General features: G+C 36.9%; 21 protein-coding genes, 2 pseudogenes and 1 riboswitch. Of the genes and pseudogenes, 22 read left to right on the plus strand and 1 reads right to left on the minus strand.

Features of this window, described 5'->3' with window-relative positions; all coding sequences use genetic code 11:
- The first annotated feature begins 66 nt into the window (after positions 1–66).
- The 10 genes from KI343_RS08845 (at position 67) to KI343_RS08890 (ending at position 12,022) form a co-directional block, all read left to right on the plus strand.
- Positions 67–3,708, plus strand: a complete 3,642-nt coding sequence (locus KI343_RS08845; protein ID WP_244856869.1) for a dynamin family protein — start codon at positions 67–69, stop codon at positions 3,706–3,708.
- Positions 3,695–4,591, plus strand: coding sequence for a 5'-3' exonuclease (locus KI343_RS08850; protein ID WP_212926045.1), 897 nt, complete (start codon positions 3,695–3,697; stop codon positions 4,589–4,591). The genes KI343_RS08845 and KI343_RS08850 overlap by 14 nt, the downstream gene beginning before the upstream one ends.
- A gap of 359 nt (positions 4,592–4,950) precedes the next feature.
- Positions 4,951–5,376 (plus strand): PH domain-containing protein, encoded by a 426-nt coding sequence (locus KI343_RS08855; protein WP_212926046.1) that lies wholly within the window; start codon positions 4,951–4,953, stop codon positions 5,374–5,376.
- A 3-nt stretch (positions 5,377–5,379) separates the two neighbouring features.
- Complete coding sequence (gene cysK, locus KI343_RS08860; protein WP_212926047.1) at positions 5,380–6,303, plus strand: cysteine synthase A; 924 nt, start codon at positions 5,380–5,382, stop codon at positions 6,301–6,303.
- Positions 6,304–6,527: 224 nt separating this feature from the next.
- Positions 6,528–6,708, plus strand: a riboswitch (Lysine riboswitch).
- Positions 6,709–6,950: 242 nt separating this feature from the next.
- Complete coding sequence (gene dapA / locus KI343_RS08865) at positions 6,951–7,832, plus strand: 4-hydroxy-tetrahydrodipicolinate synthase (RefSeq protein ID WP_212926048.1); 882 nt, start codon at positions 6,951–6,953, stop codon at positions 7,830–7,832.
- A 127-nt stretch (positions 7,833–7,959) separates the two neighbouring features.
- The gene (locus KI343_RS08870; protein ID WP_212926049.1) at positions 7,960–9,186 is read left to right on the plus strand and encodes a DUF819 family protein; all 1,227 of its coding nucleotides are present in this window, start codon (positions 7,960–7,962) and stop codon (positions 9,184–9,186) included.
- 223 nt (positions 9,187–9,409) lie between these two features.
- Entirely contained in the window at positions 9,410–10,585 is a 1,176-nt protein-coding gene (locus tag KI343_RS08875) for a CAP domain-containing protein (protein ID WP_306432558.1), read from the plus strand.
- A gap of 21 nt (positions 10,586–10,606) precedes the next feature.
- Complete coding sequence (locus KI343_RS08880) at positions 10,607–11,017, plus strand: VOC family protein (protein ID WP_212926050.1); 411 nt, start codon at positions 10,607–10,609, stop codon at positions 11,015–11,017.
- A 250-nt stretch (positions 11,018–11,267) separates the two neighbouring features.
- Positions 11,268–11,774 carry a DUF3189 family protein gene (locus KI343_RS08885; protein WP_212926051.1) on the plus strand — a complete coding sequence of 169 codons (507 nt, stop codon included), beginning with the start codon at positions 11,268–11,270 and terminating at the stop codon, positions 11,772–11,774.
- Positions 11,775–11,809: 35 nt separating this feature from the next.
- Complete coding sequence (locus KI343_RS08890) at positions 11,810–12,022, plus strand: D-arabinono-1,4-lactone oxidase (protein ID WP_212926085.1); 213 nt, start codon at positions 11,810–11,812, stop codon at positions 12,020–12,022.
- A gap of 173 nt (positions 12,023–12,195) precedes the next feature.
- On the opposite strand, the gene KI343_RS08895 is transcribed toward KI343_RS08890, so the two are convergent.
- Positions 12,196–12,420, minus strand: coding sequence for a hypothetical protein (locus KI343_RS08895; RefSeq protein WP_212926052.1), 225 nt, complete (start codon positions 12,418–12,420; stop codon positions 12,196–12,198).
- Between the two features lie 243 nt (positions 12,421–12,663).
- On the opposite strand from KI343_RS08895, the gene KI343_RS08900 reads away from it, so the two are divergent.
- The 12 genes and pseudogenes from KI343_RS08900 (at position 12,664) to KI343_RS08955 (ending at position 22,095) form a co-directional block, all read left to right on the plus strand.
- Positions 12,664–13,596 (plus strand): ABC transporter ATP-binding protein, encoded by a 933-nt coding sequence (locus KI343_RS08900; RefSeq protein WP_212926053.1) that lies wholly within the window; start codon positions 12,664–12,666, stop codon positions 13,594–13,596.
- The gene (locus tag KI343_RS08905; protein ID WP_212926054.1) at positions 13,589–14,455 is read left to right on the plus strand and encodes an ABC transporter permease; all 867 of its coding nucleotides are present in this window, start codon (positions 13,589–13,591) and stop codon (positions 14,453–14,455) included. The genes KI343_RS08900 and KI343_RS08905 overlap by 8 nt, the downstream gene beginning before the upstream one ends.
- Positions 14,456–14,475: 20 nt before the next feature.
- Positions 14,476–15,627: a serine hydrolase gene (locus KI343_RS08910; RefSeq protein WP_212926055.1), complete on the plus strand. Its 1,152-nt coding sequence runs from the start codon at positions 14,476–14,478 to the stop codon at positions 15,625–15,627.
- Positions 15,628–15,766: 139 nt separating this feature from the next.
- Positions 15,767–16,210 (plus strand): GNAT family N-acetyltransferase, encoded by a 444-nt coding sequence (locus KI343_RS08915; protein WP_212926056.1) that lies wholly within the window; start codon positions 15,767–15,769, stop codon positions 16,208–16,210.
- A 94-nt stretch (positions 16,211–16,304) separates the two neighbouring features.
- A pseudogene (locus KI343_RS20100) lies at positions 16,305–16,598 on the plus strand (RNA polymerase alpha subunit C-terminal domain-containing protein).
- Between the two features lie 210 nt (positions 16,599–16,808).
- A complete protein-coding gene (locus KI343_RS08920; RefSeq protein ID WP_212926057.1) occupies positions 16,809–17,162 on the plus strand; it encodes a lmo0954 family membrane protein in 354 nt (117 codons plus the stop codon).
- A gap of 28 nt (positions 17,163–17,190) precedes the next feature.
- The gene (locus KI343_RS08925; RefSeq protein WP_212926058.1) at positions 17,191–17,832 is read left to right on the plus strand and encodes a PspA/IM30 family protein; all 642 of its coding nucleotides are present in this window, start codon (positions 17,191–17,193) and stop codon (positions 17,830–17,832) included.
- A 99-nt stretch (positions 17,833–17,931) separates the two neighbouring features.
- Entirely contained in the window at positions 17,932–18,663 is a 732-nt protein-coding gene (gene liaF / locus KI343_RS08930) for a cell wall-active antibiotics response protein LiaF (protein ID WP_212926059.1), read from the plus strand.
- Positions 18,660–19,712: a sensor histidine kinase gene (locus KI343_RS08935; RefSeq protein ID WP_212926060.1), complete on the plus strand. Its 1,053-nt coding sequence runs from the start codon at positions 18,660–18,662 to the stop codon at positions 19,710–19,712. Before liaF ends, KI343_RS08935 begins: the two co-directional genes overlap by 4 nt.
- On the plus strand, positions 19,705–20,337 hold the full coding sequence (locus KI343_RS08940; protein ID WP_212926061.1) for a response regulator: 633 nt from the start codon (positions 19,705–19,707) through the stop codon (positions 20,335–20,337). Before KI343_RS08935 ends, KI343_RS08940 begins: the two co-directional genes overlap by 8 nt.
- Positions 20,338–20,446: 109 nt before the next feature.
- Entirely contained in the window at positions 20,447–21,217 is a 771-nt protein-coding gene (locus KI343_RS08945) for an NUDIX domain-containing protein (protein WP_212926062.1), read from the plus strand.
- Between the two features lie 189 nt (positions 21,218–21,406).
- Positions 21,407–22,095 (plus strand): annotated as a pseudogene (locus KI343_RS08955) (DJ-1/PfpI family protein).
- Positions 22,096–22,238 lie beyond the last annotated feature (143 nt).

The raw sequence follows: 22,238 nt of genomic DNA on the forward strand, positions 1-22,238 counted from the left end.
AAGTCAGAAATAAACATCATAAACGTTATGTGTCGATGTGAATATGTAGAAAAGGGGTAAAGGCTTGTGATCACGTATATGGAAAAAAAGGTAACGGAAAAACAAATTGCATCCCTCTATCAAGAAATGAAAAACAAGGGGGATAAAGTGAATGCAGATAAGATGCTTGATATGCTGGAAAAATATTTACACCAAGAGTTTATTATTACGCTGACAGGACATTTTTCTGCAGGAAAGTCCTCTTTAATTAATCATTTACTGGGGCAGGAGATTTTAGCAAATAGTCCCATCCCTACCAGTGCGAATGTTGTCAAAATCTCTTCAGGAGAAGGAACGGCCAACGTGTTTTTTCATAATGGCGAGGTAGTTGAATACCGGGAACCGTACAACTTAGAGCAAATTAAACAGTTCACCAAAAATAAAAATCACATTAAGAAGTTGCATATAAGTACAAGTGAGAAGATTTTACCGCCGCGTACAGCTATTTTAGATACACCTGGAATTGATGCTGCTGATGATATTGATAGAATGTTAACGGAAGCTTCTCTTCATCTATCGGACTTTCTTATTTATGTAACGGATTATAATCATGTTCAATCGGAAGTCAATCTATTATTTTTACAGGCGATGCAAGAAAATGGCCTGCCGTTTATTATTGTTATCAACCAAATCGATAAGCATAATGAAGCAGAGTTGCCTTTTGTCGAATTTGATAAAAAAATTAAACAAACGTTTGATCAATGGAATCTACACCCTTCTTCCATTTTCTACACATCTCTTAAAAATCCGGAAGCACCGCATAACGAGTGGTCAACACTGAAGGACACTGTATTCAACATGCTGGAGTCCAAGGATGAGTACATGACGATGGATGCAAGTATTCGACAAATCGTGAATGATCACAAAGATAAAATTCATCAACAAATGGCGAGTCAGGAAGAATCTTTGGAAGATGTCAGTGAAGCATCATTAGCAAGTGAAATGGAAGCACTGACTAAAGAAATAAGCAAGATCAAGCAAAGACCTGGCAATATAGAGGCGGCGTTTTTAAAAGAAGTTGACCAAACTTCCAAGAATGCTTATTTGATGCCAGCAGATTTAAGAGAGCTTGCGAAGGCTTATCTGGAATCGACGCAGGCTGACTTTAAAGTTGGCGGGTTATTTAAAAGTAATAAAAAAACAAAAGAGGCAAAAAAGGAACGGACGCAGGCCTTTGTAAATGCTTTAGAAAAGAACGTGGAGACAACATTAAAATGGAAACTTCGAGATAAATGGTATGAGCAAATTGAAATCCATCAACTAGACTCCTCGTATCAAGAGAAAGGAGTCGCTTATTTAGAGTGGTCTTTGGACGAAGCGTGGTTAGAAAGTAATTTGCATCAAGGTGCTACTATGAATGGAGATTATGTCTTAAATTATACCAATGAAATTGCTGCTGGTGTGAAAGCACATTTTAAGAAGCAGATGAAACAGCTAGCTAAAGAAGTTAGAAAGGAACTAGAAGATCAAAATAAACAGCAGTTACAAGAGCTGACGCAACAATTAGAAGTGCTCCAAGATGCAGATGCAAAGCAAAAAGAAAACCATGCGCTTGCAAGTGAAGAGGCTGCTTATTTCAAGCATTTAGATGAGCAGCAAACAGATCCAGAAATATCATCGGATATCATTGCAGAGATGAAGAATGCGTTGGAAGCTCGCAAAGTACCTCCAAAACCTGCGGCGGAAAATCTGGATACTTTTGAAGAGGAATCGCAAGTACTAGTTGAAGAGGAGACACACGAAGAGAAAAAGAACGACTTATATCATGAGACAGATCAACATGTTGTCCGTAATATAGATAAAGTATTGAACGTTATCCATTTACCAGGATTTGAAAGTTATCAGCAAGATTTAAAGAACCGAAGAATATCTCTAACGGAACGATCTTATACAATTGCTTTATTTGGAGCATTTAGTGCTGGTAAATCGTCATTCGCCAATGCTATTCTAGGTGAACGTGTACTGCCTGTATCACCGAATCCAACTACTGCAGCAGTCAATCGTATTCGTCCCGTAACAAATGAAAACAGGCACCGAGACGTTATCGTGACCTTTAAGTCAGAGGAAATGCTAGTGGATGATATAAAAACATTGGCAAAAGAATGCGAACCGCCAAACACTTCTCTGGACGGACTTATCACATGGCTGGAAAAAGAAAAAGTGTTAACCAATGCACGCCTCCCCAAAATGTATCAAGCTTATTTAAGTGCGATACTAGAAGGTTATAAACAAGTTAAATCTGTGATTGGATCTACAAAAAAAATAACTTTTGAGGATTTTGAATCCTATGTGACAGATGAAGAAAAAGCTTGTTACATTGCTTCAATGGATCTTTTTTATGATTGCGAGGTAACTAAACAAGGAATTACGCTTGTAGATACACCGGGTGCTGATTCCATTAATGCCAGACATACGAACGTATCCTTTGAATATATTAAACATGCAGATGCGATTCTCTATGTCACGTATTATAATCACGCTTTATCTCGCGCGGATAAAGATTTTCTAATGCAGTTAGGCCGTGTGAAAGATGTCTTTGAATTAGATAAAATGTTTTTCATTGTAAATGCAGCAGACCTTGCAAGTAATCAGGAAGAGCTAGATTTAGTAACGGGTTATGTGAAAGATCAACTAGCGCAATTAGGCATTCGATTTCCGCGTCTCTTCCCAGTCTCTAGCAAGCTGTCTTTAGAAGAAAAAATAGAGAAAACGCCTCTCAATGAACAGATGCAGTTGTTTGAATCTCGCTTTTATGATTTTATTCACCATGATTTAACTGCTCTTGCCAAAAGAGCGGCAATCAGTGACATGCAGCGAACAGGGGAAGCGTTAGAGCAATTTATTCAATCATTAAAACTTGATCAATCTGAAAAAACGAAGCGCAAAAATGCATTAAATGATGCTTATCAGCAAATCATGGATGAGACGGAAAAATTAGATACCGCGTCGACAGTAAATCGCTGGCATCAAAAATTAGAGAAGCAAATCTATTTTCTCAACCAGCGTTTTACGATACGTTTTCATGATTTGTTCAAAGAAATTTATAATCCTACAACCATTACAGAGTCAGGAAAAGCAGGTAGAGACCAGATGGCTAATCAATTTGAACAATTAGTCGCTTATATGGAAAAGGAATTGCATCAGGAATTATTAGCAATTTCTTTACGAATTGAGCATTTATTAAAAAGTTTATTGAAGACAAATCAGCATGAGATGATTGAAAAAGCGAAAAAGCTTGACCCTGTCTTTTCTATTTCAGAATGGGACATTACCGCCTTTAATACACCGGATATCTCGATTAAGCTTTCTATTAAAAAGCGGAATGACCTTCAAAAACTATTTAGTAAATTTAAAGATACGAAAACTTTCTTTGTCCAAAATCAAAAGGAAGACATAAAAGAGCATTTATATGAATTGATTGAGCCAGATATCCAAGATTTTTTGGAACAAGGTGCGCAAGTTATCCGCTCCTCTTACCAACAGCAATGGGATAAAGGAATTCAACAAGAAAAAACAAAACTTGTACATGAGGCTACGATTCTTTATCAGCAGTTTATTGAACGTTTGTTTGTTGAAGTGGATATGGAAGATCTTGCTAAGCGAAAAGAACAAATGGATGTTATCCTAGATATATACAGAGAGGAAGGGAATAGAAATGACAACAAATAAAGTTTTATTAGTAGATGGCATGGCGCTGCTATTTAGAGGGTTTTTCGCAACATCTTTCCGAGGTAATTTTATGTATAATTCAAAAGGGGTTCCAACCAACGGTGTGTATCAGTTTTTACGTTATTTAACAGATGCCATCCATACTTTTCAGCCGTCACATGTTATTTGCTGCTGGGATATGGGGAGTAAAACTTTCCGTACAGAATTATATGATGGGTATAAAGCAAACCGTGATGAGCCGCCTGTGGAACTAATTCCTCAGTTTGACTTAGTAAAAGATGTCGTGAACTCATTTGATATTCCCAATATAGGCTTAGAAAACTTTGAAGCCGATGATTGCATGGGAACACTCGCAAATTTATATAGCCAGGAAAATGAGGTGCTTATCCTTTCTGGTGACCAAGATTTACTTCAGTTAGTAAAAGAAAATATCAGTGTTATCATTATGCGTAAAGGCCAAGGTAATTATGAGGTTTTTGATAAAGATAACTTCTACGAGAAAAAAGCGCTTTTCCCTGCACAAATCATTGACTTGAAAGGGTTAATGGGGGATTCTTCGGATAATTATCCTGGGGTTAAAGGGATTGGTGAAAAAACAGCAATAAAGTTATTGCAGGAATATGGAACAATTGATGATTTGTTAGAGAACATGGAGAAGCTGCCTAAAGGGGTACAGAATAAATTACAAACAGATTTGGATATGCTCCATCTCTCCCGTAAGCTTGCTGAAATCAAATGTGATGTACCAGTAGCATGTGAATTAGAAACATCTCAATGGCATTTTGAAGAGGAAAAAGTAATCACGAAATTAGATGAGCTGGAATGGAAGCATTTAGACCGTCTGTTAGCACCATTGAAAGATACAAAGCCCATTTCACTTTAAGCAACTCCGATAAACAATAGGGGGTATCCGTTATACCTGCACGGGGTAAATCGGATACCCCTTTATTGTTCTCTATGAATCTTGGAGGATGCCCAGTGAAACGGATGTGAGATCCACTAATAAAGAGTGCTATATCTCATTCGTTCATTATAACGAACAATAAAATTATTGTATAAGTTTTTCTTATCCCTATCCTTAGAAAGTTCGAATAATGCTGAAATTTGGTATAAACACTACGAATCGTTATGTTATAATGAATGACGAGAGTTTGTTCCGAGTCCTGTAAGCATATAAATGTAACGTACAGAAAGATAGGCCGCGATTTTGCAAAAGAAGAGCATCTAAAACGGAGGAAAACAATGTATTTTGTGTCGAAAAAAGATAGATGGTTAACGATAGTTTTTTGGATTGTCGTGATTGCTGGTGTTTTAATTCCGCTATTCAAAGGCCAAGTTACAAGTTTTTTGATTATATTACTGCTATGTGTCGTATTACTTTGGTTTTGGTTCCGTACAGGTTATAAAATTGAAAAAGAACGTTTAATTATTTATTATGGTCCTATTCGACAAACCATTTATACAGAAAAGATAGAATTAATTCTTGTTTCTAAAATGCCGCTTATTTCCCCTGCACTTTCTTTGGACCGTATCCAAATTCGTAGCGGAAAATATGACCTTATTGCGATTTCACCAAAGGATAAGTATACTTTTGTCAAAGAACTAACAAAGTTAAATCCCAAAATTTCGGTAGATAAACGTTTATTAGAAGAAAAGGAAGGAGAGTAAAAAATGCGAGTAGTAGATAATATTACAGAGTTAGTAGGAGACACTCCCATGGTGGCATTAAATCATTTGCAGCCAGAACATGCAGCAAAAATTTATGTCAAACTAGAAATGTTTAACCCTAGCGGGAGTGTTAAAGATCGAGCTGCAGTACATATGATACATGTTGCAGAGCAGGAAACCCTTATTCACCCTGGAGATACGATTATTGAACCAACCAGTGGTAATACTGGAATTGGTTTAGCGATGGTTGCAGCTGCAAAAGGATATCATGCAATTCTTGTTATGCCGGATAATAGTACAGAAGAAAGAAGGAATCTTTTAAAAGCGTATGGTGCAAAAGTGGTTTTAACACCAAGTGATGAAAAAATGCCGGGCGCAATTAAAAAAGCTTTCGAATTGCAAGAACAGATACCAAATAGCTTTATCCCCCAACAATTTAAAAATATATCGAACCCAGATGCCCATCGTAAAACAACTGCTCTGGAAATTTTACAACAAATGGATCATCAGTTAGATGCTTTTGTCTGTACTGCCGGAACAGGAGGTACAGTAACAGGAACTGGGGAATCATTAAAAGAATTTTTACCAGATTTACATATTGCTGTAGTAGAGCCAAAAGGTTCGCCGGTATTATCAGGCGGAGAACCCGGTCCGCACAAATTAGTTGGGACAAGCCCAGGCTTTGTACCTGAGATTTTAAATACCGCTGTTTACGATGAAATAATCCAAATTAACGATGAACAAGCATTAAACCTATTACAAGAACTGGCTCAAAAAGAAGGTTTGTTTATCGGGCCGTCTGGAGCTGCGGCTATTTATGCTGCCATGGAGGTTGCTAAACGTTTAGCACCTACGCAAAAGGTAGTTTGTATTGCACCTGACACAGGGGAGAGATACCTCTCTATGGATTTTTTACAAGAAATGTAACGAGTAATTAGATGAATCACCTATCTGTTCATTTTGCATAGATTACCAATAAGTAGCGTTTGCAAATGTAGTTTAAAATTGGATAATGCTGACTTATAGTATACAAAACAAGGCTTATGGAATGAGAAACATTGCAGAATGAAGTTTCGTTAAAAAAACCTCTATATTTCATTTGTTTTTCTTCATTATTCTTGCTATAATACAGACAAATTCATTATTCATAGGTGAATGGTAGAGGTGCAAAAACCATCAGTAAATATGCAGAGGCAGAATAGGCTGGCGTTGAAGCATATGGAAAGGGGAATTTGCCGAAGTATAATAAGCCTTATTCTTATTATACTGGTACTTGGATTGAATAAGTCCAGTGCTGTCATATAGGAAACTATGTGGAGGGCTATCAGCTGAGAGGACATTTTAATGTTTAAGCAGCAGCGGTCTCCGTTGGTGCTTTTTAATTTGTGGAAATAGTTAAAGGAATGAATGGTAATAAAAGAAGACAAATTAGGAAGCTGCAGGTGAAAAAATTGAGCCTTGCTTCCGCCTATCTTAATTACTTTCCACCCTCTAGGTTTTAAGGCACTTTACTTCTGTGCTATTGGTCTATTTTTCATCAAGTAATGTTGATATTATACAAAGGGTGTGTTGTTATGAACTTCGGGAAAGTTGTCACGGCGATGGTGACGCCGTTTAATGAGAAGAAAGAAATTGATTATGAGGCATTAGATAACTTGATTGAGTATCTGATTGAGAATGGTTCAGATGGATTAGTGGTAGCAGGAACAACAGGAGAATCCCCAACTTTATCAAATGAAGAAAAGTTAGCATTATTTTCACATACTGTTGAAAAAGTAAATGGTCGGGTTTCTGTTATTGCAGGTACAGGTTCCAACCAGACAAAAGGATCTATTGAACTGTCGCAAGCTGCTGAAAAAACAGGGGTAGATGCCATTATGCTTGTAACCCCGTATTATAATAAGCCTTCTCAAGATGGTTTGTATGAGCATTTCAAAGCGGTGGCAAATGCGGTTCAATTACCAATAATGTTATATAATGTGCCGGGCAGAACATCTGTTGATATGGCAGCTGAAACAGTCATTCGTTTATCAGCAATTGATAACATTGTGGCAATTAAAGATGCAAGCGGAGATATGGATAAGATGACTGAAATGGTTGCACAAACAGATACGAGCTTTTCTGTATACAGTGGAGAGGATGCTTTAACTTTGCCTTCTCTTGCCGTTGGAGCAACTGGAATTGTATCGGTTTCTGGACATATTATTGGTAATGAGATGCAAGAGATGATTACGGCTTTTGAACAAGGCGACACGAAAAAAGCTGCTTCGATTCACCAACGTATTTTGCCGGTGATGCAGGAAATGTTTGCTGCTCCAAGCCCAGGACCTGTTAAAGCGGCATTGAACCGAAATGGCATCAATGTTGGCAGTGTACGTTTGCCGCTTATACCATTAAATGATGAACAATTGGACGCTTTAAATCAAAAATTAGATTTGTTTGAGCAAGTAAAATAACAATGTAAAAAACCTTCCTTCAAAATGTTGAGGAAGGTTTTTTTTGAAGTAAAAGAACCATCCATTTATAAAGATAAATGGTAAAATATAATACAAATTAATAATTGGAGAAGGGGATGGGGAGATAATGAGAGAAACACTCATTCAGGCAGATGATACGATTACGCTATGGGGAATCATCATTATTTGGGCATCTGTCAGTATATTTCTAGAGCAGCGTTATAACTGGGCTTCCAAAATCACCGGAGCAATTATTGCATTAGTCGGTGCGATGGCTTTTTCCAATTTAGGTATCATTCCTATAGAATCACCAGTTTATGATGCAGTTTGGTCCATTATTGTTCCGCTAGCAATACCGCTGCTATTATTTCATGTGAATATTAAAAAATTATGGAAGGAAAGCAGCAGACTGTTATTTATTTTCCTGCTGAGTTCCATTGGCACGGTTGCAGGAACCATCGTGGCCTTCTTTACATTACGAAATCACATTCCTTTATTAGATCAATTGAGCGGTATTTTTAGTGCTACGTATATTGGTGGAGGCGTGAATTTTGCAGCGATGGTTGCCAAATTTGAAGTGCCTGGAGAGATTGTTTCTGCGGCCGTGGTTGCGGATAACTTAATGATGGCGCTTTTATTTATTATATTAATGATGATACCTGCGATTCATTTCATTCGGAAATGCTATCCAACACCGCATATTGAAGGAGTCGAACAAAATCAAACTAGTGATAACAATTCCACATTGGCAGAAAGCTTTTGGAAAAGGAAGGAAATCTCTTTAAAAGATATGGCGCTTTCTGTGGGAACTGCTTTTTTGCTAGTAATCGTTTCTTTAAAAATCGCGGATTTCTTTGCGGCTATTATCCCAAGTGGAGAAGATGCATCCTTTATCAATAACTTATTAAATGGATTAATCGGTGACCAATATCTTGTATTAACCACATTAACTTTTGCTTTCTTAGCTGCATTACCCAAATTTACATCTGAGCTAAATGGAAGTCAAGAAATCGGAACATATCTTATTCACCTATTTTTTGTGGTTATTGGAATACCAGCTTCGATCTCTTTAATTATCCATACTGCGCCATTATTGCTCTTATTTGCATTCATTATTGTAGCAATTAATTTAATTCTATCTCTTTTGTTCGGGAAAGTATTTAAACTGAGTTTAGAAGAAATCCTGCTGGCAAGTAACGCAAATATTGGCGGTCCTACTACTGCTGCAGCTTTTGCCATTGCGAAAGGATGGAGGCAATTAGTAGGTCCGATATTAATTGTAGGAACAATAGGTTATATCATAGGAAATTATATTGGAACGTTCCTAGCTGTATGGTTTGCTACGATAAGTTAAGGATTGTTTGTTACCGTGCGACCTGTGAGAGAAATCTGCTTCTGTATACAGTATGGAAGCAGATTTTCTTTTTCAGGAAGAAGCTTTAACAGTCACCTAAAAAAATAGATGTTCAAGTTTGTTGAAAGCAATTCTAAGATAGTATAATTTAGCTGAAATCGCTATTGAAACCTTATTTTTTAAAGGATGAACATAGCTATTTTTGTAAATAATAGAATATTAGTTGTCCTTTGGGAAACAACAAAGCGATGGAACAAAAAAGGTTGGGATAGATATTGTAAAGCGATTGTTTTTAATGTTGTTAATTATATTGGTAGTTATTTGGACAAAACCGTTATGGGAGGAACAGGTAAGTGAATTTGTCCCTGACGCCGTTACGGATACGTTTGATTCTACAAAGAAATTTATTACGGATACAATAAATAGTGACTTTCATTTTGAGAAGGTAACAGAGGAAGCTGCTTCGTTTTTCGCTTCCATTATAGAATCCGATAAAGGAACGAAGCAAGAGCCCGTAGAGAAGCCAGAACTCGCAACTCCGGAGGAACAATCTTTTTCAATTGGAAACGTGGAGTTAGGCGACACAAGAGATCAAGTGGAAGAAATGTATGGAGAACCAGCAAGACAAAGCGAGAATGAATATGGGGAAAAATGGTCCACATACCATGAAAACTACCAAAACTTTATGATGGTTTCCTACGATGAACAAGATGTGGTTCGGGGACTCTTCACCAATCAAGATTTAATCTCTTCCAAAGTTGATATAACCTTGGGTGATACGAAATCTTATGTAAATGAGACATTGGGCGAGCCGGAAGAAATGATTCGCTATGGCTGGTTTAACTATAAGATTGAAAGTGAAGGGGAATACGATGTTTACCATATGGATGGCAGTTATATAACGATTTTTTATGATATTCACGAAGCGGATGAAGTAACTGCAATTCAAATCATTGATGAGGACTTAGAAGCTGCAAAAAGTGCGCTTTACACTCCTGGAAACGAGGCATTGAGGGAAGGACTGGAATATCAATTATTTGATTTAACGAATGCTACCCGAGTGAGATATGAACTTCCAGTTTTAGAATGGGACGAAGCAGTTAGAGAAACAGCAAGAAAACATAGTACGGACATGGCTGTGAATAATTTTTTCAATCATACCAATCTACAAGGCCAATCTCCATTTGAACGAATGGAAGCAGATGATATTTCCTTCATGAGCGCTGGCGAGAACCTTGCATATGGACAATTTAGCAGTATTTTTGCTCATCAAGGTTTATTAAATTCCCTTGGACATCGAGAAAATATCTTACAAGAAGACTTTACTAATCTAGGAGTCGGTGTTGATTTTAATGAAAGTGATCAGCCATTCTACACGGAGAATTTTTTCAGTAATTAATAAAAAGAAGGAGTGTTTTTAATGAAAAATCAGGCAACACCTTATCTTACGTTTAACGGAAATGCCAAGGAAGCATTAAATTATTATAAGGAGGTTTTTGACGGGGAAATCATATCAATGCAAACGTTCGGTGAAGCGGATTATCCAACTCCTCCTGAGGCGGAAAATAGAATTATCCATGCCCAATTTAAAAAAGATGCATTATCTTTTATGGTTTCAGACACGTTTCCTAATCAGCCTGTTGAAATAGGGAATCATATTTCCTTAGTGCTCGAAATGGAGAGCGAAGAAAGAATTCAGAATGTCTATGATGCCTTGCAAGATGAAAGTGAAATATTTATGGAGCTACAAGATACATTTTGGGGAGCAAAGTATGCCAAAGTCAGAGATAAGTTTGGCGTGATTTGGGATTTGAATTACACTAAAAAATAAGCACATACTGCATAGAGGATGGATTGTTATAAGCGTTCATCCTCTTTTTATATGGATAAAATTTTTGTTTTATTTTTATCTTTGGAAGGACGCTTAAAATGTATTACTTTTTAGTATTGGATAATAATAAAGCTTGAGAAAAAATAGCAAGGGAGCATTTAAAATACATAAGGCACATTTTTTAAACAGGAAAAGCAAGGGGCAGATTTAGAAAAGGGCATTTGAGGACTTTTGAAAGGAGATAATCAGTTTGATTTATATATATAATGATTATGGCGGTACACATACCACTTCACTTGCTGCAGCTTATCATTTAAACAAACTTCCTTTGAATCGTAAACTGACAAAGGGAGAAATACTTCATGTCAGATACTTTAATAAATTAACCAAGCACGATCTTGGTAAGCTTATTTTTCACGGTATCGATGAGGAAGGTAATGCTGTATTTACCATAGGCAGAAGAAATAATAAATATGTCGTACCAGCTCTAAGTGAACTAGCAACCTTATTACAGGATAGGGCTCCTATGGATGAAAAGATTGTTCTTTCTAATACTTCTCCTACTGTACCTCTTGCAATGACTGTCGGGGGCTTCTTATCAAGGGGATTAAATATCAACTTTTTAGGGGAACCTTTACTAGTTGTGGGTGCAAAGCAATGCTGTGAAAAAATTAACCGGTTAGTTGAGGAAACGAAAAAAGCGAGTCATTCCATGAACTCCAATGTAATTGTATTGGAGAATAAGAAGTTTAAGTGATTTTCTTTAGAAAACTATGCAAAAATAACTTTTTGATGGTTCTTGTACAAATAGAACGAATTTCTAGAAAATTAAATTCAGAACGATTTCATGAAAGTTGGCTTAGCCCGTTTTACCAGAGAGAATCTGCTTATCTTGCATTTCATATTTATGAAGGGATGGAGTACGAAGTCCATTTTACGGAAATGGAACAGCTGATGAAAAAAATACAGCGACAGACCTCTTTGCGGAGAAATAGATCCAAATAATATATTTTTAAATGATTATATGAAAGGTTTATTGCTGTCAGAAGACTTGTACCTTTTATATACGAATTTCTAGTAAATAAAACTCACCCCAACATGGAGAGTCTTCGCTCTTCTTGCTGGGGTGAATTGGTGAGGAATGAAGCTTACCGTCCGACTAATTTTTCAGATGAGATTTAATTAGTAGAATCTGTTACAACAATAACAGAATTTCTTTTTGCTTCTATAATAGCTTTTCCGGCAACCACAGTGATGATGGTGATGATGATGCCTGTCCCGATGACATCCATCATGATCGTGTTTGTCGTGGTGACACCTATCATGATGATAATCTCTGCGTCGGCCGCAACCACAGTGATGGTGGTCGTCGTGTCTTCTTCTTCTACAAGGATGTTTAGCACACATAGCTTTTCCCTCCTTTCTCAATTAATATACGCAAGGAAAAAAAAAGAGACTAGACAAACCTAATAGGAGCTAACACATTTTTTAAATGAGATGTATACTACATGCCAAGTTCTCTTCCTCTTAACCGGAATAAGAGCGATGACTTGACGATTAATTGAAAAATACAGGTAAATATGAAACTTTTATTTAATCATTTCGTATAAAATGGAGAAGTGAAATTCGCAGGAGGAGGGCTAGAATTGACAGAAATAGCTATGGAATTGAAAAATGTCAGTAAACGGATTAAAAATAAGGAAATCATTAAAAATGTCAGTTTTCAAATCAAGCGAGGTGAAGTATTTGGATTTGTTGGCCCCAATGGAGCTGGTAAAACGACTACGATTCGAATGATGGTTGGTTTAATGAAACTAACAGAAGGAGATATCCGGATTGTTGGCAAAAGTATTCAAACGGACTTCAGTGAGGCAATACGAGAAGTTGGCGCTATTGTAGAGAATCCGGAGATGTACCCGTTTTTAACAGGGAGAAAGAATCTCGAACAATTTGCCCGGATGGTACCAGGGACATCAATAGAACGAATTGAAGAAGTCGTCCGGTTAGTTGGCCTAGAGAAAGTAATTCATGATAAGGTTGGCGGTTATTCACTCGGTATGCGGCAAAGACTAGGAATCGCACAAGCTCTGTTACATAAGCCATCCATTCTAATTTTAGATGAGCCGACAAATGGGCTCGATCCATCTGGAATGAAGGAGATTCGCCAATATATTCGCAGATTGGCAGAAAAGGAAAATGTCAGTGTAATTGTTTCTAGCCATTTATTATCCGAAATTGAATTAATGTGTGACCGGATAGGGGTTATCAAAAATGGTTCTTTAATTGCTGTAGAAGATGTAGAAAAAAACAGAAAGCTGCAGGATAGCGATATCTCTGAATACCTAATTTATGTGGATAAGGCGAAAGCAGCGAAAGAACATCTGGATGGATTAGAGAATTCTTTATTTGTGCGGGTTATCGACGATACGACAATCCAAACTGCTATCCAACGTGAGCAAGTCCCTCACATTCTAAAAGAATTATTGAACCATCATATAAATGTGTACGAGGTGCAGGCAACGAAAAACACATTAGAAGACAAATTTTTCGATTTGATTGGAGAGAATGTCATTGAGTAACTTAGACCAATTAGTAAAAAACGAATTCATTAAACTGCATCATTATAAATCTACTTGGGCAATGTATATTTTCATAGCTGTCCTCCTGGTTGGCAGCGCGTTAATTACTCGTTTTTTTGTTGATCAAAGTTTAATGATTAACGAGACATTTCAAGAGGGACTTGCAGAAGCCTATCAGTCCATGGGAGTAGAAATTCCTGCTTATGATATGTGGGCGTTTTTGTCTGAAAACATTTCATTAATTAACCTAATTATAATATTTACCATTGTGGTTGCTGCTAAAATCATTTCGAATGAGTATAAGTGGGGAACCATTAAATTACTACTTATTCGTCCAGCGGGAAGGGGGACGGTGCTAACATCAAAGTATATTACCGTTTTGCTTTTTTCGGTTGTGTTAATTATTTATACAATTATTTTATCCATGTTAATTGGACTTATCTTCTTTGGCATAGATGCATGGAATCCAATCATTTTAGATAATATGGGATCTAGTTATACGGAAATTTCCATGATTGCTGCAATTGGTAAGGACGTACTATTTTATCTTGTCCCATTAATTGTGATAGCAACGTTGTCCTTTATGGTTGCTATTTTATTCAAAGGAAGTGCAATGGCTATTGCGGCAAGCCTTACCGTATATATCGCTGCACCAATTATTACACTAATGGTAAGTAAATACGAAATTAGTAAGTATCTCTTAACAGCACATCTAAACTTACGAAGTATTTTTGAAGGGGCTCCTTTAGTTGAGGAAACTTCCTTTGGCTTCTCAGTTACCATCCTGATTATATATTATCTTGTATTTATGGTGATATCCTGGCTTACCTTCCAAAAAAGGGATGTGACGGGACATTAATTGGGAAAGGAAGGATAATAATGAGGAGCAGGTATGTATTTTTATTTGTTTGTCTTATTCTTCTAGGTGCTTGTTCTAATGACGGTGAGGAAAAGCAAAAGGACAGTCGAAATTCATCTAAAGTCGAGGGTAGGGAAGGAAATAATGAGGATAAAGAAAGACTTGATTTAGATACAGGTCTATTAATGGAATTTATTCATGATAATAAAGAATCTGACCGAGTCGCTTTTATAGCAACTTGGAATAGTGAAATAATCGCAGAAATCAATCCAGACTTAGCTTTACCTCTTGCCAGTGTGGTCAAAATCATTATCGCGATAGAGTTTGCGAGTCAAGCCGAAGAAGGTAAAATCGTCCCTTCTGATAAGGTATCTATGGAAGAAGTAGATAAGTACTATTTTCCAAATACAGACGGCGGAGCGCATCAAGCCTGGAAACGTACCTTGGAGGGGGAAGAGCAAGTATCTCTGGAACAAATTGCACAAGGTATGATGAGATTTAGCTCAAATGCGAATACAGATTATTTAATGGAAAGATTAGGTTTAGAAGAAGTAAACCATCGGATTGCAGAATTGGATTTAACTAATCATAAGCCGATCTATCCATTAACAGCAAGTATTGTCATTCCGAAAAAAGTAATGGAAGATAATGATTTAGAAGAAAATGAATTAGAAGCCGTCTTGCGTGATTTGGATGATGATTCTTACCGGCAAACAGCTGTCGATATTTTTGAAGAATGGCAAGAGAAGCCCTTAAGTAAAGAACAAAGAGAAGACGCTATTGCATTTCTTGATATGTCCATTCAAAAGGTTTGGTCAGATCGTCTGGCCCATTCCACGGCAGAAGACTATCATAAAATAATGACCATGCTAAATAAAAAAGAGCATTATTCTGACGCATTTTACGAAGAATTAGATGCCATCTTCAGCATAGAAACAGAAGATGATTCGATTGTACGTGCAGCGCAAAAAGGTGGAAGTACCGCTTTTGTTCTCAATCAGGCAGTATATGTAGAAGACAGGAATGGTAATCGTTTCGAAATGATATTATTTACGAACAACCTCAGACTTTCAGAGCTAGAGATAGTTGCCACACAGGTTCAAACATTACATGATAAATTATTAACCGAGGAAGCATTTCGAGAGGAAGTTAGAGAAGCACTGGCCGAGTAACTCAAAAATGTACCTGCTATCATCCCCTCATACTGGTTAGGAAAGTATGAGGGGATTTTTCCATTCTGCTGTTAATGCAACAATTGGAAGTTTGGCTTATAATGATGGAGAGCAAACGAAGAGAAAGCGGTGTAAATAAGTGTCAATTTATATAGAAGAAGTAAATAGAGAAAATTGGAGAGAAATTGCTGCGTTAAAAGTAGCAGAAAATCAAAAAGATTTTATAGAAAGTGTGCCGTTTTGTTTAGCAGAAGGCCTTATGGAACAGCGTACAACATCGCTTGGTTTATACGACGAGGGTAAGCCGGTTGGCTATGCAATGGTCGGTTTTTACTGTGAGGACAACAGAAGCATATGGTTTGACCGTTTCATGATTGACTCCCATTACCAGGGAAGAGGCTATGCAAATCGCTTTATCCCATTAATTGAGAAGTACATCAAGGATAATTACTCTGTGGATTTGATTCGCTTAAGCTTTGTGCCCGGAAATAAGCAAGCTGAACATTTATATGAAAAGCACGCTTTCAAGCGAACAGGCGAATATGACCCAGAGGGAGAAATTATTATGGAGAAACATGTATAAAATTATCTTTTAAGTTACCATAATTATATTATGTAAACTAAAGTTGTTAGGAATTCATTCTTCATATAATGAAAATAAGAAATGAGGAAGTTAAATGACCAGTCAAAAGCAACGGAAAATATGTCAGAAAGGGCATGTTTTTTTTAAGAGTTCTGATTGTAAAAGTTGTCCGGTTTGTGAAAAGGAAAATAAGCCAGAATGAGGTTTTCTTGCAGATCTTTCCGCTCCAGCAAGAAGAGCTCTCGTAAATGAAGGTATAACAACGGAAGAACAGTTGGCAGCTCATACAAAGAAAGAAATCTTGGGCCTGCACGGGATAGGTCCAGCATCCCTGCCAAAATTAACTAAGGCTTTAAATGAAACAGGTCTTACATTTAAAAATGAATAGACGGAATAGAAATGGAATGGTATCTCAAGTCGAAGGTATCATTCCATTTTTGAGTTGGTGGGAATTTCTCGAAACTTATTACAGTACTGCAGTAACGGTTTAGAAGCAAATAGACCTTAAGGCTTAGACAAAGATATTTCTCAGGCTCATTACGGAAAAAAGCATTACTCGGTAAGATAAAGATACGATAATGAAAGGAGGAAAACGTAAATGAAAAAATTTATGTTATTTATCGGAGGGCTTGTAGCTTTGCTTGTACTTCTTGCAAATCTTGGTCCAATGGTATTACTAGCATTAAGCGTATGGTTACTTTATTTATGCTTTAAAAAATTTATCAGTACAGATTCAGTTGCTGCCAAAATAGGATGGGTGATTTTAGGATTAATCGTACTAAGCATCACATTCTCGAACATCTATGCCGTTTTAGGTGTTGCCGCAGCATATGCGCTTTACCTTATCTATAAAAATTGGAACACACCGGAAAGCTCTGTTGTCCACGAAATTAAAGAAGAGGATGACCCATTCACTAACTTTGAAAAACAGTGGGCAGAGTTAAATAAATAAATCACTAAATAATAAGGAGAGATTGTTTATGTCAACAAATATTTTCACTCGAATAAAGGATTCTATTTCAGCAGATCTTCACACTATGATGGATAAGAAGGAACAAAAAAATCCGATTGCAGCGTTAAATCATTATTTACGTCAAAGCGAACAAGAAAAGGAAAAAGTAAGAAAGCTGATTGATCGCCAATATAAGTTAAAAGAAGAATTTGCAGGTGAGTATTTGAAGGCGCAAGATCTTGCCGATAAACGTCTAAAACAAGCGCAAATAGCAGAGCGTGCACAAGAAGAAGAAATGCATGAATTTGCCTTAAAAGAGCATGAAGAATATCAAAACCGTGCAGACCGCATGAAAGCATCCAGAGAGGAAGCAATTACACAACTTGAAAATCTGGAGCAAAAATATGAAGAAATGAAGCATCGCTTAAAAGATATGCATTTGCGCCGTATGGAACTAATGGGACGTGAAAATATCGCTAAAGCAAACCACCAAATCAACCGGGTTGTTGAGGAATCACCCGAAAAACCCTTCTCCAAGTTTGAAGAAATGGAGCAATATATTGAAAATCTGGAGTACAGAGTAAATAGCTCTTACTACCAAAGTACTTTTGACAATAAAATTGCAGCACTGGAAAAGAAGTTAGCAGAAAAGGGAAATGAAGAAGCCTAGAATTTGTAGGTTGAAATAAAAATTCATGATATACTTATACAGGCGCAAGTTGTTCTTGCGCCTGTATATTTTACATACGAAATGAAAGGAGAATGGAGCATGTTCAAACAACTTACTACGAAAAATTTAAATTGGATATTGATTACTGGCGCTATTCTCCTTATTTTTGAAATCGTCTTTTTTCATGGCGGCTCATTAGTTTCTGCTGTCATTTCTGGTTTCTTTGTTTACTTTAGCTGGAAAAGGCTTCATACCTTATGGTGGAAAATTGTATTTGCGATTTCAATGATTAGTTTTGTCCTTGCATTTTTCAATTTACTTGCAGTTCGCTTTTTTGTGGTTGTTACGATTGTCTTTTTAATTTTAAACTATATCAAATCAACGAAGGAACCAAGCAAAGTAAAACCAGAATTCCCAAATAATGCGAGTTTGAATGAGGAGCCTCTCATTCAAATTGATTCTTTATTCGATGAACGCTTTTTTGATGATTTTCGGACAGAAGAAACGGCTTATCAATGGAAAGATGTCAATATGCAGGGTATTTACGGGGATCGTATCATAGATTTAAGTAACACGGTGCTGCCAAATGATACAGCGATTATCTCTATTCGTCATGTAGTAGGGAATATTGAGATTTATGTTCCTTATGAAGTGGAAGTCAGCATTCATCATAGCTCTGTTTTCGGCAGAGCTTCGATTTTTGGCGCGTATCACAGCCGGTTGATGAATAAATCCATTCACTATGAAACGAAGGATTATAACATTACCTATCCAAGAGTGAAAATAGTTACCTCTTTATTTTCGGGAGATATTGAGGTGAAACGCGTATGAATACAATTATTCGTTATGTCCTCTTGTCTATTGCCTGTAGTTTCATTTTAGCTGTTTCCATGGTTCTATTAACTTTTATTACTTTCTCCATAGATGACGCACTGGGGTGGAAAGTACTTTGGCAAGGAAAAATAGGAGATGTTTCTTTTCTTCTGACTGTATTTGCTTTTAGTATAACGTTCGGTTCCATTATCGGTGCGATCATTGGCTGGTATTGGAAAGGGATCTTAAAGCAAATAGAGAAGATGCTTATAGGAATTATCCAAGGAGACAGACATCCAGAAATGGAGGAAGTTCCCAAAGAGCTTGATGCGATATCCAATCGAATGAATCAGCTCCAAGAAAAATTAAGAGCGCAAACAGAGCATGCACAGCGAATTGCGACAGAAAGAGCAAATGAGCGTGAACAAAGCCTACAAGATGTCGTTGTGCAAGAAAGAAATCGTCTAGCCCGGGAACTGCATGACTCTGTCAGTCAGCAGCTATTTGCGGCTTCGATGTTGATGTCTGCGATAAATGAAGCAGGACCGCCGGAGGACCCGGCTTTAAATAAACAATTAACAATGGTTGAAAAAATGATTCACCAATCGCAATTGGAAATGCGTGCGCTTTTATTACACTTACGTCCTGTTGCATTAAAAGGCAAGTCGTTACAAGAAGGAGTAGAAGGGCTCTTACATGAATTAACACAAAAAGTACCTTTGGAAATTGATGCGAAAGTAGAGGAATTTAAGATAGATAAAGGCGTCGAAGATCAATTATTCCGCATCTTTCAGGAATCTATCTCCAATACCTTACGCCATGCGAAGGCGACCAAACTGCAAGTTCTATTAATTGAAAGAGATGAAAATATCATTTTACGTGTTGCTGATGATGGAGTTGGATTTCAGGCTGAAGCTGTTAAAACGAGTTCTTATGGAATGCAGAATATGCGTGAACGTGCTTATGAAGTGGGTGGTATATTAAAAATTATCAGTTTACCTAATGAAGGCACACGTTTGGAAGTAAAAGTCCCTATTTTAAGAAAGGAAGATACATCCAATGATTAAAGTTTTATTTGTTGATGATCATGAAATGGTACGTATCGGCGTATCCGCATATCTTTCTTCTCAGCCAGATATTGACGTGATTGCAGAAGCGGATGACGGTTCAAGTGCAGTAGACTTAGCTTTAGAGCTTCGTCCAGATATCATTCTTATGGATCTTGTGATGAAGGAAATGGATGGAATTGAAGCAACAAAGAGAATAATGGCAGCCTGGCCGGAAGCAAAAATTATTATTGTTACCAGTTTTTTGGATGATGAGAAGGTTTATCCTGCCTTAGAAGCTGGAGCAACAAGTTATATGCTGAAAACATCAAAAGCTGGAGAGATTGCCAAGGCGATTCGAGCAACCCACGAGGGGCAATCTATCCTGGAACCGGAAGTTACCGGGAAAATTATGAATCGGATGCGAACAAAGCAGGAGAAAGCCTTACACGAACAATTAACGGAACGGGAAAAGGAAATTTTATTATTAGTGGCAAAAGGGAAGTCCAATCAAGAAATTGCGGATGAACTGTTTATTGCTTTAAAAACAGTGAAGGTTCATGTTAGCAATATTTTAGGGAAATTAGAAGTTAACGACCGGACGCAAGCTGTGATTTATGCTTTTCAGAATAAGCTGGTGGAGTAGTATTTCTGGGGTTGCAAGTACTTACCCTAAGAAACCTGTTGGAACGGCTATCTTCAGCTTCATTAAATAAATGAAAAGAGACCTCTAGTTTTAGAGAAAAGGTGATGTTATGACAAATAAAGAAACGATGTATTCTTCTATTAAAAAGAAGGAGACAGCCAACTTTCTTAAAAACGATGAAAATTTTCTCAAAGAAAAAAGTCTGGAAGAAATACTAGCTGCGAGGTCACAGTATCCTGTTGAATCAGATGAGTGGGAGTATTTAAATAAGATTAAATCGGAAATTTTACAAAAGAAAAAACCAAGTACAGCGGAAAAAATATTATATTTTAAAGAAGCTGACTTAGACAGTATCCCATTGGGGTTCAGTAAAGCAAAGAAACTGCCTTTAATAGATTATGAAATAAAAGAACGGAGTTTATTGGAATACCACCCGAACCAAAGGCACCCGATCCCATACGTCGCTGTTAGATATGAAGAGGAATACTTTTTTATACTGCGTGGAGCAGGTGTCGGCGAAAGCAGACTTGCCGGAAAAAAAGGGTTTCTCGGGGGACACGTCGGGGAAATGGATGCAGTAGCCGGAGATATTCAAAGTTCTATTGAAAACGGACTTTGGCGTGAACTGGAAGAAGAGGCTGGAATAAAAGCAGAAAAGGTTAAAAAGCTGGAAATGAAAGGTATAATTAAAACGAATGATGGTGTCGATAGTGATCATCTGGGGATTATTTATGAAATAGAATTAAATAGTAAAGATATTCAATCAGAGGAAGAAGAGCTTACGGGGATATGGATGACAAAAGAGGAGTTAAAACAACATTTTGACGAGTTGGAATCATGGTCAAAAATAGTTGTTTCTAACCTTATCCTTTCCAATTAGAGCTTGCTGCTCTGTTATATTACTAGATTTAACGAAGGGGATATATGCTTATTATATAAGACATATATCCTTTTTACTAACATAGAGATTGTTTTTCTGAATATTGGAATACACAGCTCTGACGACAGGCAATTATATTTCAAAATAGAATTTTTAACAGTAAAATAAACGAAAAAGAAGGAGGCAATTATGAAAATAGTCATCTACTTATATAATGGCATAACAATGCTTGATGCTATTGGGCCTTACGAGGTTTTAAGAAATATGAGGGATACAGAAGTGTGCTTTGTCGCAGAAAGAAAGGGAGAAATAAAAGTTGATTCAGGTTTTATAGATATTAATGTATTGATGAAATAAAAAATGCTGATATTTTAATAATTCCAGGTTCAACAATTGGATTTATAAAAGAAATGAAAAATGAACCGGTATTGAAATGGATAAGGGAAATAGATAAAACCTCAAAATGGACGACATCGGTATGTACAGGATCCATGTTATTGGCTTCAGCAGGTTTACTCACCGGATTAAAAGCAACATCACACTGGAAGCCTATAAATTTACTAAGTGATTTTGGAGCAATACCAGTCAGAGAGAGAATAGTAGAGCAAGAAAAATATATCACTGCTGCGGGAGTATCAGCGGGTATAGATATGGCTTTATATTTATCAGATAAGCTTGTTGGAGAAGATGAAACGAAAGCGATTCAACTCGCGATAGAATATGATCCGCAACCATTATTCGAGGTTGGTAATTATTCAAATGCGGAAGAAAAAATTAAAAAAATAGCAGGGACGAAATTAACAAAAGATGCAAAAAAGGGGATGGAATTGCTTGGGATGGTCAAACATTCGAAAAGCATCCTGAAAATCATGAAATAAGTGTTTAATTATTTAAATATATGTGATACAGCCATTATATTAACACTGCAAAATTAGTGGAGGTAATAATTTGGAGTTAAAAAATGGACTTGGAAGAACGAATGAAGTTTTATCATGTTAATGGGTTGAGTATTATATTGCTT

Origin of the sequence: Oceanobacillus sp. J11TS1 (assembly GCF_018333215.1) — a bacterium.
Classification (GTDB): Bacteria; Bacillota; Bacilli; order Bacillales; family Amphibacillaceae; genus Oceanobacillus.

Excerpts from the sequence above, each read along its gene's own strand:
- KI343_RS08850 (WP_212926045.1), top strand. The coding sequence starts at position 3,695 with ATGACAACAAATAAAGTTTTATTAGTAGATGGCATGGCGCTGCTATTT.
- KI343_RS08855 (WP_212926046.1), top strand. The coding sequence starts at position 4,951 with ATGTATTTTGTGTCGAAAAAAGATAGATGGTTAACGATAGTTTTTTGG.
- cysK (WP_212926047.1), top strand. The coding sequence starts at position 5,380 with ATGCGAGTAGTAGATAATATTACAGAGTTAGTAGGAGACACTCCCATG.
- dapA (WP_212926048.1), top strand. The coding sequence starts at position 6,951 with ATGAACTTCGGGAAAGTTGTCACGGCGATGGTGACGCCGTTTAATGAG.
- KI343_RS08870 (WP_212926049.1), top strand. The coding sequence starts at position 7,960 with ATGAGAGAAACACTCATTCAGGCAGATGATACGATTACGCTATGGGGA.
- KI343_RS08880 (WP_212926050.1), top strand. The coding sequence starts at position 10,607 with ATGAAAAATCAGGCAACACCTTATCTTACGTTTAACGGAAATGCCAAG.
- KI343_RS08890 (WP_212926085.1), top strand. The coding sequence starts at position 11,810 with ATGGTTCTTGTACAAATAGAACGAATTTCTAGAAAATTAAATTCAGAA.
- KI343_RS08910 (WP_212926055.1), top strand. The coding sequence starts at position 14,476 with ATGAGGAGCAGGTATGTATTTTTATTTGTTTGTCTTATTCTTCTAGGT.
- KI343_RS08920 (WP_212926057.1), top strand. The coding sequence starts at position 16,809 with ATGAAAAAATTTATGTTATTTATCGGAGGGCTTGTAGCTTTGCTTGTA.
- KI343_RS08925 (WP_212926058.1), top strand. The coding sequence starts at position 17,191 with ATGTCAACAAATATTTTCACTCGAATAAAGGATTCTATTTCAGCAGAT.
- liaF (WP_212926059.1), top strand. The coding sequence starts at position 17,932 with ATGTTCAAACAACTTACTACGAAAAATTTAAATTGGATATTGATTACT.
- KI343_RS08935 (WP_212926060.1), top strand. The coding sequence starts at position 18,660 with ATGAATACAATTATTCGTTATGTCCTCTTGTCTATTGCCTGTAGTTTC.
- KI343_RS08940 (WP_212926061.1), top strand. The coding sequence starts at position 19,705 with ATGATTAAAGTTTTATTTGTTGATGATCATGAAATGGTACGTATCGGC.
- KI343_RS08945 (WP_212926062.1), top strand. The coding sequence starts at position 20,447 with ATGACAAATAAAGAAACGATGTATTCTTCTATTAAAAAGAAGGAGACA.